8 protein-coding genes and 1 tRNA gene are annotated in these 13043 nt (G+C 66.6%); 8 read left to right on the forward strand and 1 reads right to left on the reverse strand.

What is annotated here, in order from left to right; genetic code table 11:
* Positions 1-53: 53 nt before the first annotated feature.
* Entirely contained in the window at positions 54-1208 is a 1155-nt protein-coding gene (locus Pla163_RS01075) for an NADH:flavin oxidoreductase (protein WP_145182279.1), read from the reverse strand.
* A 284-nt stretch (positions 1209-1492) separates the two neighbouring features.
* Here Pla163_RS01075 and Pla163_RS01080 point away from each other — a divergent pair, with 284 nt between their 5' ends.
* The 8 genes from Pla163_RS01080 to Pla163_RS01115 all read left to right on the forward strand — a co-directional run bounded on the left by Pla163_RS01080 (position 1493) and on the right by Pla163_RS01115 (position 13042).
* Positions 1493-2188 carry a DUF2161 domain-containing phosphodiesterase gene (locus Pla163_RS01080; RefSeq protein ID WP_145182282.1) on the forward strand — a complete coding sequence of 232 codons (696 nt, stop codon included), beginning with the start codon at positions 1493-1495 and terminating at the stop codon, positions 2186-2188.
* A gap of 147 nt (positions 2189-2335) precedes the next feature.
* A tRNA-Arg gene (locus tag Pla163_RS01085) sits at positions 2336-2412 on the forward strand.
* A 98-nt stretch (positions 2413-2510) separates the two neighbouring features.
* Entirely contained in the window at positions 2511-6089 is a 3579-nt protein-coding gene (locus Pla163_RS01090; protein WP_145182285.1) for a helicase-related protein, read from the forward strand.
* A complete protein-coding gene (locus Pla163_RS01095; RefSeq protein WP_145182288.1) occupies positions 6086-7294 on the forward strand; it encodes an ATP-binding protein in 1209 nt (402 codons plus the stop codon). The genes Pla163_RS01090 and Pla163_RS01095 overlap by 4 nt, the downstream gene beginning before the upstream one ends.
* Positions 7291-8271 carry a ParA family protein gene (locus tag Pla163_RS01100; protein WP_145182291.1) on the forward strand — a complete coding sequence of 327 codons (981 nt, stop codon included), beginning with the start codon at positions 7291-7293 and terminating at the stop codon, positions 8269-8271. The genes Pla163_RS01095 and Pla163_RS01100 overlap by 4 nt, the downstream gene beginning before the upstream one ends.
* Positions 8268-11294: a DUF1156 domain-containing protein gene (locus Pla163_RS01105; protein WP_145182294.1), complete on the forward strand. Its 3027-nt coding sequence runs from the start codon at positions 8268-8270 to the stop codon at positions 11292-11294. The genes Pla163_RS01100 and Pla163_RS01105 overlap by 4 nt, the downstream gene beginning before the upstream one ends.
* Positions 11295-11297: 3 nt before the next feature.
* Positions 11298-12473 (forward strand): AAA family ATPase, encoded by a 1176-nt coding sequence (locus Pla163_RS01110; RefSeq protein WP_145182297.1) that lies wholly within the window; start codon positions 11298-11300, stop codon positions 12471-12473.
* Positions 12474-12505: 32 nt separating this feature from the next.
* Positions 12506-13042, forward strand: coding sequence for a DUF4276 family protein (locus Pla163_RS01115; RefSeq protein ID WP_419186179.1), 537 nt, complete (start codon positions 12506-12508; stop codon positions 13040-13042).
* Position 13043: the final 1 nt, after the last annotated feature.

Below are 13043 nucleotides of genomic sequence, written 5' to 3' on the forward strand. Positions count from 1 at the left end.
CGCACCGACGTGCGCGCTTACTCCCGAACCGGGCCGGTCTCCTCTACGAAGCGCTACGCCTCCACAAAATCCGGCCAGCGCTTCATGTAGTTGATGAACGCCTCGCCCAGCGCGTTCTCGCGTAGGTGCTCCGCCGAGTACGGCGGCCGCTGGGGCTCCCACCCCGGCGTGGCGGCGTCCACCGGCCAGCGCGCGTGCCCGATCGCCGCGCGGCCCAATCCCACCAGGTCGGCGCCCTGCTCCAGCAGCTCGTCCGCCTGCGCCGGCGTCCACACGCCGCCCGTGGCGATCACCGGCACGTCGGGCCCGACCGCCTCCCGGAACCAAGCGGTCAGCATGCGGTCCGAGTCGGGGTGCGCGGCGGGCGGCTTGAAGCTGTCCCAGTTCGACACGTGCAGGAAGTCCACGCCGTCGTCGGTGAGCCAGCGCGCCAGCTGCAGCGCGTCGTCGAGCACCACGCCCTGGTCCGGCACCTCCGGCGACAGGCGCATGCCCACCAGGAAGTCGTCGGGCACCGCGGCCTTCACCGCCGCCAGCACCTCCCGTGCGAACCGCGCCCGCTTCTCGAGCGTCCCGCCCCACTCGTCGGTGCGCGTGTTCGTGACGGTGCCGAGGAACTGCGTGATGAGGTAGCCGTGCGCGCCGTGCAGCTCGACGCCCGCGAACCCGGCCTCCGCGCAGCGACGAGCGGCGGACGCGAAGGCTGCGATCGTGCGCTCGATGTCCTCGAGCGTCGCCGCGCGCGGCACCTCGAACTTCGGCGCGTCCAGCTCGAACGCGCTCGCGCTCCACGGCTGCTGGCCGGTGAGTCGCGACGGCGCCCGCACCCCGCCGTGGAAGATCTGCACGAGCGCGAGCGTACCGGCCGCGTCGAGCGCCGAAGCCAACCGCCTGAGCCCCGGCAGCAGCGCGTCGTCGAACACGCCCAGCTCGCCGTCCCAACCCTGTCCGTCCTGCGCCACGTGCGCCGCGCAGGTGGTCACGATTCCGAACGAGCTGCGCGCCACGAGCCACGCGAGTTCGTCGTCGCCGAGCGAGCCGTCCGCGTGGCTCTGCATGTTCGTCATCGCCGCGAGCGCGAGCCGGTTGGGGAGCGTGCGGCCGGTGCGCGGGAAGCGGAAGGGGGTGAGGACGCGGGGGTGGGGGGTGTGGGGGGAGTGGGCGTGCGGGTCGCAGTGTGTCGAGTCGCGGTCGTGCGGGTCGGGCATGGCGGGGAGTGTAGGCGGGCGACGCGGTCGGACCTCGGCGGCGCTCGTCCGATGCGCGTGTTCGTGGCCGCCGCCCGTGGAGTTCGCCCGCGGGTGGAGCCCTGTCGCGGCGCGAACGGCGAGCTCGGCGTTCCCGTCTCTGATGGAGCGCTCTGCCAGCGCGTGCCCGGCCTCGATCGTCGGTGGCGAGCGCGCGCCCGCTAGGCTGGGAGCGAGCTGCACCCGTGCATCGGCCCACGCGCCCGTTGCAGCGGTGCGGCACCACGAGCGACACGCAGCGAGCGATGCGCGAGACCGACCTCTACGACCCGATCAAGCGCTACCTCGAGGGGCAGGGCTATGAGGTGAAGGCCGAGGTGCAGGGTTGTGACGTGGTCGCCCAGCGTGCCGACGAGCCGCCGGTCATCGTCGAGCTCAAGCTGGCGATGAACCTGGACCTCGTGCTGCAGGGCATCGATCGCCAAAAGGTGAGCGACGCGGTGTACGTGGCGGTTCCCGACGACCGCGCGAGCACGGGTCGCACGCTCTTGCGGCGCGCACAGAAGGACGTGGTGCGGCTGTGCAAGTTGCTGGGTCTGGGGCTGATCGTGGTGCGGTTCCGAGCGCGGTCGGTCGTGGTCGATGTGCTCGTCGATCCGGCGCCGTACGTGGCGAGGAAGTCGCCCAAGAAGCAGCGGAGACTGCTCGCGGAGTTCGAGGCCATGCGCGGCGACCACAACGTGGGTGGGTCGCGAGGGGCGCGGGTCACCGGGTATCGGCAGGACGCGCTTGCCTGTGCGCTGCACCTACGCGAGCACGGGCCCGGCAGGCCGGCGCAGGTGCGTGACGCCGCCGGTGTGTCACGGGCCCAGCGCATCCTCTACGACAACCACTACGGCTGGTTCGAGCGGCTGGGGCCGGGGCGGTACGGGGTGACGGACGCGGGAGGGCAGGCGCTCGAGGAGTACAAGGCCGTGGTGGAGGCGTTGCGGGTGGGGTGAGGGCTGGCGAGTGGCGACGACGGCGGCGGCGCTGCTCCGGGGGGAGCGAGGCGTCGCCCGTCCGCCTGCCGGGCGCGGGCGCATGACCAGGACTTCCCCTCTGCGCGTGTGCGGCGCCGCGCCCGGGCCGGTACCCTGGCCTCCTCAGCGCCCGTAGCTCAGCTGGATAGAGCACCGCTTTCCTAAAGCGGGGGTCCCAGGTTCGAGTCCTGGCGGGTGCGCCATGAACCTTCTCTTGCTCACCCTGCACCACAGCAACTGCGGATGTGAATGCTCCGCTCTGTGTCTTCTGTTCCGAGACTGACGCGGGGCGCCCTCACTCATGACTCAGCTCGAAGACCTGAAGCCAAACGCCTCGGTACGCGGCGTTGCCACCGACTGCGCCGTGACGGTGGTTACCGTCCAGTGGTTCGGGTCCGAGGCCCTAGAGCTCACCTACAAGGAGCCCTCCGGGAAGGTCGAAAACGTCCTGCTATACCGCCACGATGAGCCCCGCCTGGAGCTCGTCGAGGAGGGGCGACCCTGGAGCTTCGACGGGGATGGCGAGCTCTTTCGGCTCGTCTCCGAGGCGCACCGGATTCGCCTCGCGCACCTCTTCGACCCGGTGCTCGCTGTGCACACGTCCCTCGTGGACCCGCTCCCGCACCAGATCACCGCGGTCTACGAAGCCATGCTGCCTCGGCAGCCCCTGCGCTTCCTCCTTGCCGACGATCCAGGTGCCGGCAAGACGATCATGGCGGGGCTCTTCATCAAGGAGCTGATCGCGCGGGGCGACCTCCAACGCTGCCTCGTCGTCTGCCCCGGAAGCCTCGCTGAGCAGTGGCAGGACGAGCTCTACCGGCGCTTCCAGCTCCCCTTCGAGATTCTCACCAACGACAAGCTGGAAGCCGCGAGGACGGGCAACTGGTTCCTCGAGAACAACCTCGTCATCGCCCGCCTGGACAAGCTGTCCCGCAACGAGGACGTCCAGGAGAAGCTCAAGGCACCGGACGGTGCCTGGGACCTCGTGGTCTGTGACGAGGCCCACAAGCTGTCCGCCACGTTCTTCGGCGGCGAGGTCAAGTACACGAAACGCTACCGGCTCGGGCAGCTCCTCTCGACGCTGACCCGCCACTTCCTCCTGATGACGGCGACGCCGCACAACGGGAAGGAGGAGGACTTCCAGCTGTTCATGGCGCTTCTCGACGGCGATCGGTTCGAGGGTCGGTTCCGCGATGGGGTCCACCAAGCGGACGTCACCGACCTCATGCGCCGGATGGTGAAAGAGCGGCTGCTGAAGTTCGACGGCAAGCCACTCTTCCCCGAGCGCATTGCGCACACGGTCCCCTACAAGCTCTCCGAGCCCGAAGCACGCCTCTACAAGGAGGTCACCGACTACGTCCGCGAGGAGTTCAACCGAGCTGAGGCTCTCCAGAACGACAAGCGCGCCGGCACCGTCGGCTTCGCACTCACCATCCTGCAACGGCGCCTCGCATCTTCGCCGGAAGCCATCTTCCAGTCGCTGCGTCGGCGCAAGGAGCGGCTCGAGAGCCGCCTGCGCGAGCTCGAGCTCCTGCAACGCGGCGCGGTGGCAGGAGCAATCATAGCGAGCGTGCCTCTGCTCGACGCAGAAGACGTCGAGGACCTGGAAGACGCACCCGAGAGTGAGGTCGAAGCTGCCGAGGCCCAGATCCTCGACCAGGCAACGGCAGCGCAGACGATCGACGAGCTGAAGATCGAGATCGGGACGTTGAAGCGCCTGGAGGGCCTTGCGCAGACCGTTCGGCGGGGAGGCGAGGACTGCAAGTGGCGGGAGCTTGCGAACCTCCTCTCCGAGATCTTCACCCCGTCGGGCTTGGCAGGAACCGTTGCTGAGGGGGAGCCGGGCTACGGCGAACCACGAGATCCGCGGCCCACTCCCTCCCCTAAGCAGAAGCTCGTGATCTTCACCGAGCACAAGGACACGCTCTCCTACTTGCAGGCGCGCATCTCCACGATCCTCGGCCGGCAAGAGGCGGTCGTTGTGATCCACGGAGGGATGGGACGTGAAGACCGGCTGAAGGCTCAAGAAGCCTTCAAACACGATCCGGACGTGCAGGTGCTCGTGGCGACGGACGCCGCCGGCGAGGGCATCAACCTCCAGCGCGCCCACCTGATGGTCAACTACGACCTGCCCTGGAACCCCAATCGTCTGGAGCAGCGGTTCGGGCGCATCCACCGCATCGGTCAGACCGAGGTTTGCCACCTCTGGAATCTCGTGGCGGAGGAGACCCGGGAAGGGGACGTCTACCGGAAGCTCCTGTTGAAGCTGGACGAGGCACGGAAGGCGCTGGGCGGTCAGGTGTTCGACGTGCTCGGCAAGGTGCACTTCCAGGGCAAGCCCTTGCGCGAGTTGCTCATGGAGGCCATTCGCTACGGCGATCTGCCCGAAGTCCGCGCCCGACTGGATCAGGCCGTCGATGGAGCCTTCGACAGGAGGGAGATCCAGGACCTCCTCGAAGACAAGGCACTGGCGCAGGACTCCATGGACGCGAGTCGGGTCCAGCGTGTCCGAGAGGACATGGAACGCGCTGAGGCGCGCCGGCTGCAGCCCCACTACATCGAGTCGTTCTTCCTCGAGGCCTTCCGTAAGTTGGGCGGAACCGCCAGGCAGCGCGAGACCAAACGATTCGAGATCACCCACGTCCCGGCCCCCATCCGGAACCGGGATCGGCTCATCGGAGTCGGCGAGCCCGTTCTCGCTCGCTACGAGCGAATCGCCTTCCAAAAGGACCAAATCGCTCCCCAGGGACAACCGCTGGCAGCCTTCGTGTGTCCCGGGCACCCGCTCCTCGACGCCACGCTCGACCTGACGTTGGAGCGTCACCGAGACCTCCTCCGGCGCGGCACTGTCCTCGTGGACGAACTGGATAGCGGCATGGAGCCGCGGATCCTCTTCTACCTCGAACACGCTATTCGGGATGGCAGCACGACGCCCTCCGGAGATCGCTGCGTCATCTCGCGGCGAATGATGTACGTCGAAGTGGACGCACACGGGAACAACCGTCATCTCCACTACGCGCCCTACCTCGACTACCGCCCGCTGAGACCGGACGAGCCGGGCGTCGCGGCCATCCTGGATCGACCCGAGAGCTCCTGGATTTCGCGCGGCCTGGAACAGGAGGCTCAGAGCCATGCGATCGCCAACGTCGTTCCAGGCCACCTCGAGGAGGTGCGCGAACGTCGGCTTGCGTGGATCGAGAAGGCACGCGCCGCCGTCAAGGACCGCCTCACGAAGGAGATCAGCTACTGGGACCACCGCGCCGAACAACTGAAGCTCCAAGAGCAGGCGGGCAAGCCTAACGCGCGGGTGAACTCGAAGGAGGCGCGGCGACGGGCGGACAACCTTCAGGCTCGGCTCCAGAAGCGGATGGAGAAGCTCGACCTGGAGAAGCAGATCTCCGCGCTTCCGCCCGTGGTGCTCGGCGGCTTGGTCGTGGTCCCTATGGGTCTGATCGCTGGAATGACGGGCACGACGATGCCGGCCGCTCTCCAGGGCGGAGACAAGCAGGCTTCGGCAGCGCGCGCGCGAGCTGCCGTGATGGAAGTGGAGCGCGGACTCGGCTTCGCCCCCGTGGACCGAGAGTTCGAGCGCCTTGGATACGACATCGAGAGCAAGGATCCGAGCAGCGGCAGGCTGCGCTTCATCGAGGTGAAGGGCCGCATCTCCGGTGCCGACACGGTCACGGTCACGCGCAACGAGATCCTCTACTCGTTGAACAAGCCGGAGGAGTTCATTCTCGCCATCGTCGAGTATCTGGACGACCAGTCGCATCGCGTCCACTACGTCCGCCGGCCCTTCCAGAAGGACCCCGACTTCGGGGTGACCAGCGTCAACTACGACCTCGGCGAGTTGATCGCACGAGCGGAGGAGCCGAGATGAAGACCTATACCAGTCATGAGCTGGAGAATCTGGCGCGCGATCTCGAATCCGACCTAGTCGAGCGCAAGGAAACTCTCAAGGGTGATGCTCCCACCAAGATTCGGGAGGCGATTTGCGCGTTCGCCAATGATCTACCCGACCACCAACGACCTGGCGTCGTCTTCGTGGGGCTCCGTGACGACGCCAGTCCATCCGGAACTGCCATCACCGATGAGCTCTTACTCTCCCTCTCCAACATGAAGTCTGACGGGAACATCGTTCCCCCTCCGACCATCACAGTCGATAAGCAAGACGTGGGGGGTACTGAGGTCGCCGTCGTGCTGGTACAGCCTTCGGACGCCCCCCCAGTCCGCTACCGCGGCCGGATATGGATTCGAGTAGGACCGCGCCGCGACATTGCGACCGCGCAGGACGAGCGGATTCTCAATGAGCGCCGTCGTCATCTAGACCGCCCCTACGACGCACAGCCCGTCTCATCGGCCTCGCTTTCGGACCTTAGCCGCGAGGCCTTCGAGGAAGAGTACCTTCCCTCCGCCATCGCGCCGGACGTGCTGGAGGCCAACGACCGCACTCTCGAACAGAGGCTAGCCGCCACGAAGATGGTCGTCGCATTCGACGATCCGATCCCGACGGTCCTCGGCGTCTTGGTGCTCTGTACGCGCACGCGGGACTTCCTTCCAGGTGCATACATACAGTTCCTCAGGATGCGCGGGACGAGTCTGTCCGATCCGATCGGTGACGAATCCCTGATCGATGGCACGCTCGGAGACGTTCTGCGACGAGTCGACGAGAAGCTCGACGCACACAACATGACCTCCGTCGACATCACGACGGAGTCTCGTGAGGTCCGGAGAAGCACCTACCCCCGAGGCGCACTCCAACAGCTCGTTCGCAACGCGGTCATGCATCGGATCTACGAGGGGACACATGCTCCCATCCGGGTGACCTGGTACGACGACCGGATAGAGATCATCAGTCCGGGCGGCCCCTATGGATCTGTCCGGGCAGAGAACTTCGGGATGCCAGGCGTCGCCGACTATCGGAATCCGAACCTTGCTGAGGCAATGCGCGTCACCGGCTTCGTCCAGCGATTCGGCGTTGGGATTGCAACCGCCCGGAAGCTGCTCGAGGAGAATGGCAATCCCCCGCCGGAGTTTGATGTCCAGCCGACGCTAGTCGGCGTCACTGTGAGGTCCGGACAATGAAGACGATTGCCTTCTTCAACAACAAGGGTGGTGTCGGCAAGACTTCGCTCGTCTACCACCTGGCGTGGATGTACGCCGAACTCGGTGTCAACGTCGTGGCTGCCGATCTCGACCCGCAGGCCAACTTGACGACGATGTTCCTTGACGAGGACACGCTCGAGGACCTCTGGGCCGGTAGCACTGGACGCACCGTAATGAGCCCCATCCGGCCGCTGCTCGAGGGCGAAGGAGGAATCGACGAGCCTGTCTACGAGGAGATCAACGGCATCGCGCTACTCGCCGGCGATCTCTCTCTCTCGTCCTTCGAGGACGAACTTAGCCTGCAATGGTCGCGCTGCCTCGAAGGGGACAAGCGGGCCTTCCGCGTCATCGCTGCGTTCCACGAGGTCATCGCCCGCTGTGCACGCGCGCGCGAGGCAGACCTGGTCCTGCTCGACGTTGGCCCGAGCCTCGGCGCCATCAACCGCGCCGCTCTGGTCGCCGCCGATCACGTTGTCGTCCCTCTGGCGCCGGACCTCTTCTCCCTAAAGGGCCTCGAGAACCTCGGGCCCAGGTTGCGGGCTTGGCGTGACGGCTGGCGCGAGCGTCTCGACAAGCGGCCGGAGAGCATGGACCTCCCCGAAGGCCGCATGGCTCCGGCTGGCTACATCGTCATGCAACATGCTGTCCGTCTCGACCGCCCTGTCAAGGCCTACAGCCGGTGGATGGAGCGCATCCCGAGAACCTATCGAGAGGCAGTTCTCGACGAGCACGCTCGGGTGCTTGCGCCTATCGCAAACGACCCCTACTGCCTTGCCACACTCAAGCACTTCCGCAGCCTCATGCCTCTAGCCCAAGAGGCGCGCAAGCCCATGTTCGCCCTGCGCCCAGCTGATGGGGCGATCGGCGGCCACGCACAAGCCGTGCAGGACTGCCATCGCGACTTCCGAACTCTCGCCCGTGAGATCGCGAAGCGCACGGGTATCGCGCTGTCATGACCACGCACAAGAAGAAGCTGATCGAAGTCGCCCTGCCCTTGGAGGCGATCAACGTCGCGAGCGCGCGGGAGAAATCCATCCGGCACGGGCATCCCTCGACCCTGCACCTGTGGTGGGCGCGGCGGCCCCTGGCGGCGGCGCGGGCGGTGATCTTTTCGCAGATGGTGGACGACCCCTCGGAGTACGTGGACGTCCTGCTCTCCGACCCGAAGCTCAAGTCGGCGGCAGCGCGCGAGCTGAAGAAGCGACTGGCGGAGCGCGCGGCCAAGCAGGACCTCTCGGGCGAGGAGCCGACCGACGCCGAGCCGACCCTCGAGGGCGTCATCGCCGACCTCGAGCGCCAGCGCCTCTTCAAGATCCTTGAGGAGCTCGTGCTCTGGGAGAACACCACGAATGAGCAGGTCCTCGAGCGGGCGCGGACCGAGATCTGGCAGAGCTGGCGGCGAACCTGCGCCGAGCACGCTGACCATCCGCGCTCCAAGGAGCTCTTCGACCGCGACCGTCTACCCGGCTTCCACGATCCCTTCGCCGGCGGTGGGGCACTGCCGCTCGAGGCCCAGCGGCTTGGACTGGAGGCCCACGCCTCCGATCTCAACCCCGTCGCCGTCCTGATCAACAAGGCCATGATCGAGATCCCGCCCCGCTTCGCTGGTCGCCCGCCGGTTCGGCCGGAGTCGAAGGGGTCGGGCAAGAAGCTCGTGAACCGCTCCTCGGGCGACTGGCGCGGGGCTCAGGGCCTGGCCGAGGACGTACGCCACTACGGCCGCTGGATGCGCGACGAGGCCGAGCAACGCACCGGGCAGCTCTACCCCAAGGTCCGGGTGACCGAGGAGATGGTCCACGAGCGCAAGGACCTTGCGCCCTACGAAGGCCGCGAGTTGACCGTCATTGCCTGGCTCTGGGCGCGCACGGTCAAGAGCCCAAACCCAGCCTTCGCGGACGTGGAAGTGCCGCTGGCTTCGAACTTCATGCTCGCGACCAAGAAGGGCAAGGAGGCCTGGGTCGAGCCGGCGATCGAGGCCGGCGGGTATCGGTTCACCGTGAATGTGGGCCGGCCCGCCGACCCCGAAGTGGCTAAGGCGGGCACGAAGCTCGGGCGCGGCGCGAGCTTCCGCTGCCTGATGTCCGGAGCGCCGATCGACGGCGACTACATCAAGGCTGAGGGCAAGGCGGGGCGCATGGGCGCGCGGCTCATGACGATCGTCGCCGAGGGCGACCGTCAGCGGGTGTACCTCGGGCCGACGGCGGAGCACGAAGCGGCAGCGCGCGCGGCAAAGCCGAAGTGGCGGCCTGAAGGTGACGTGCCCGCACGACTCACCGGCGGCACCTGTGTGCCCTACGGCCTTTCGACGTGGGGCGACCTCTTCACCCCCCGCCAGCTCGTGGCGCTGACGACCTTCTCCGACCTGGTCGGCGAGGCCACGGAGCGCATCCGCCACGACGCCCTCGCCGCCGGTCTCCCCGACGACCTCACCCCCCTCCGCGACGGTGGTACAGGTGCAACGGCCTACGCCGAGGCGGTTGCGACCTACCTCGCCATTGGGGTTGCACGGTACGCCAATGCATGCACCACAATCTGTTCCTGGAACCCAGGTCAGAAGAAGGAGGACATCCGATTCACTTTCAGCCGCCAAGCCCTGCCCATGACCTGGGACTATGCAGAAGGTAATCCCTTCAGCGCTTCCTCTGGCAACTACTCTGACAACATCGAAACGTGGCTGTACAAGGCTCTTCAGTTCATGCCGAGCGAGTCAGCACTTGGGTATGCGTCTCAAGAGGATGCTGCGGTTCAGGTGCGATCTACTTCGAAAGTCGTCTCATCAGATCCACCGTACTACGACAACATTGGGTACGCCGACCTGTCAGATTTCTTTTATGTCTGGCATCGCCGCGCGATGCGCCTGGTCTTTCCCGAGCTCTTCGCGACGCTTGCCGTTCCTAAGGCCGAAGAGCTGGTCGCCACGCCCTACCGCCATGGCGGCAGGGACCAGGCCGAAGCCTTCTTCATGAATGGCATGACCCACGCCATGGCGCGCCTCGCAGAGCAGGCTCATTCGGCCTTCCCGGTGACCATCTACTATGCATTCAAACAGTCGGAGACGGCCAGTGATACTGGAACCGCCTCCACCGGATGGGAGACGTTTCTCGACGCGGTAATCCAAGCCGGATTCGGCGTCAGCGGTACCTGGCCCATGCACACCGAGCGTGGAGGACGCTCTATCGGTGTTGGAACCAACGCCCTCGCCTCCAGCATCATCCTCGTCTGTCGCCCGCGCGCCGCCGACGCGCCGACGACCTCGCGCCGCGAGTTCCTCACCGCGCTCAAGGGTGAGCTGCCCGTCGCCCTGGCCCAGCTCCAGAAGAGCAACATCGCCCCGGTGGACCTCGCGCAGGCCGCCATCGGCCCCGGAATGGCGGTCTACACGCGCTACGTCCGCGTGCTCGAGAGCAATGGCTCACCGCTCACGGTTCGGACCGCGCTGGCGCTTATCAACCAGGTCCTCGACGAGACCCTGGCCGAGCAGGAGGGCGATTTTGACGCGGACACGCGCTGGGCCCTTTCCTGGTTCGACCAGTCCGGTTTCGACGAGGGGGAGTTCGGCCAAGCGGACGTACTTGCTCGAGCTAAGAACACGAGCGTCCAAGGCCTTGTTGACGCCGGGCTCCTGGCCTCGAAGGGCGGCAAGGTACGCCTCCTCGAACCCAGCCAACTGCCGCAGGACTGGGATCCCACCACCGACACTCGCCTCACCGTCTGGGAGATGGTCCACCACCTGATCCGCCGCCTCGAAGCCGGCGGAGAGAGCGCCGCCGCCGAACTCGCGGGCCAGCTCGGTCCCGCCGCCGAAGCCGCCCGCGAGCTCGCCTATCGCCTCTATTCCCTCTGCGAGCGCAAGAAGCGTGCGCCCCTAGCCCTCGCCTACAACGCCCTCGTCCAGAGCTGGCCCGAGATAGTCCGGCTCGCACGCGAGGCCCCGCGACAGCCCGCGGAACCGTCGCTGTTCGCCGAGCAGGAGGACTAGTCCATGCAGATCGAAAGCCTCGAGATCAGAAACTATCGGCTCTTCCGGGAGGCCGTCCTCCGGGACCTGCCGCGCATGACCGTCGTGGTCGGCGCGAACGGCTCGGGCAAGTCGACCCTGTTCGACGTCTTCACCTTCCTCAAGGAGGCCCTGACCCAGAACGTCGCCACGGCCGTGGCACGGCGTGGCGGTTTCCGCGAGCTGGTCAGCCGCGGCGAGAACGGGCCGATCGAGATCGTCGTCAAGTTCCGGGAGAGCGGCGGCAAGCTCGCCACCTACCAACTCGAAGTCGCCGAGGACGCGGGTCGTCCCGTCGTCCACCGCGAGGTCCTCAAGTTCCGTCGTGGCCAGTACGGCCAACCCTGGCACTTCGTCGACTTCTCCAGGGGGCGCGGGAACGCCATCACCAACGAGGCCGCTTACGGCCAGGCCGGAGTCGAAGCCGAGCGCAAGGAACACGTCCTGGACGATCCCAGCGTGCTCGCGATCAAGGGCCTCGGCCAGTTCAAGGAGTTCCGCGTGGTCGCGGAGTTCCGCGGCCTGATCGAAAACTGGCACATCTCGGATTTCCACATCTCCGATGCACGGCCAAGCGCCGAAGCGGGCTTCGCCGAGCACCTCTCGACGCGCGGCGACAACATCGCCCAGGTCGCCCAGTATCTCTACGAGAACCACCGCGACCGCTTCGATCGCGTGCTCGAGGTCATGAGCCAGCGCGTCCCGGGGGTCAGCCGCGTCGAGGCCAAGCCGACCGAGGACGGCCGACTCGTGCTGCGCTTCCAGGACGGCAGCTTCAAGGATCCCTTCATCGCGCGCTACGTCTCGGACGGCACGATCAAGATGTTCGCGTACCTGGTGCTGCTTTACGACCCGAATCCGCACCCCCTGCTCGCCGTCGAGGAGCCGGAGAACCAGCTCTATCCCGAGCTCTTGCACGAGCTGGTCGAGGAATTCCGGGACTACGCGCGGCGCGGCGGACAAGCCTTCGTCTCGACGCACTCGCCCGACTTCCTGAATGGGGTCAAGCTGGACGAGATCTTCTGGCTCGTGAAGGAAGCGGGCTTCACGACGGTTTGCCGGGCCTCCGAGAGCGAGCTGCTTCGGAGTCTCGTCGAGGAGGGCGATCTTCCGGGCGCGCTCTGGAAGCAGGGGCTCTTCGAAGGGACCGGGCTCCGATGAGTCGGATCGTTTTTCTGCTGGAGGAGCGGTCCATGAAGGTCCTGCTCGAAGGCCTTCTGCCGCGACTGTTCCCCGAACTACGGTTCTTCTGCGTGCCCCACGAAGGGAAGCAAGACTTGGAGAAGAGTGTGCCACGCAAGCTTCGGGCATGGCGCGAGCCGGGAGTCCGCTTCGTTGTGATCCGAGACAACGACGGCGGCGATTGCGCGGCCCTGAAGCAACACTTGCAGAGCCTGTGCTCGGACGGCCAGCGCAAGGACTCGCTCGTGCGGATTGCCTGCCAGGAGCTAGAGGCGTGGTATCTCGGGGAGCCGGATGCCTTGGCGGACGCCTTCGAACAGGAGAGCCTCCGGGGAATCGGAAAGAAGGCACGCTACCGAGACCCTGACGCCGTCGCTCGGCCGTCGGACGAGCTCGAGCGCCTCGCTCCCGCCTTCCAGAAGGTGTCGGGTGCGCGGCTGATGGCACGGCACCTCACCAGAGAGCGGAACCAGTCCCGCAGCTTCCACGCCACGCTCGACGGAATTGGGCAGATGCACACAGATATGCAGCAAGGGGAGAGGAACTGAA

Source organism: Rohdeia mirabilis, assembly GCA_007750655.1.
Classification (GTDB): domain Bacteria; phylum Planctomycetota; class UBA1135; order UBA1135.

Excerpts from the sequence above, each read along its gene's own strand:
- Pla163_RS01075 (WP_145182279.1), bottom strand. The coding sequence starts at position 1,208 with ATGCCCGACCCGCACGACCGCGACTCGACACACTGCGACCCGCACGCC.
- Pla163_RS01080 (WP_145182282.1), top strand. The coding sequence starts at position 1,493 with ATGCGCGAGACCGACCTCTACGACCCGATCAAGCGCTACCTCGAGGGG.
- Pla163_RS01090 (WP_145182285.1), top strand. The coding sequence starts at position 2,511 with ATGACTCAGCTCGAAGACCTGAAGCCAAACGCCTCGGTACGCGGCGTT.
- Pla163_RS01095 (WP_145182288.1), top strand. The coding sequence starts at position 6,086 with ATGAAGACCTATACCAGTCATGAGCTGGAGAATCTGGCGCGCGATCTC.
- Pla163_RS01100 (WP_145182291.1), top strand. The coding sequence starts at position 7,291 with ATGAAGACGATTGCCTTCTTCAACAACAAGGGTGGTGTCGGCAAGACT.
- Pla163_RS01105 (WP_145182294.1), top strand. The coding sequence starts at position 8,268 with ATGACCACGCACAAGAAGAAGCTGATCGAAGTCGCCCTGCCCTTGGAG.
- Pla163_RS01110 (WP_145182297.1), top strand. The coding sequence starts at position 11,298 with ATGCAGATCGAAAGCCTCGAGATCAGAAACTATCGGCTCTTCCGGGAG.
- Pla163_RS01115 (WP_419186179.1), top strand. The coding sequence starts at position 12,506 with ATGAAGGTCCTGCTCGAAGGCCTTCTGCCGCGACTGTTCCCCGAACTA.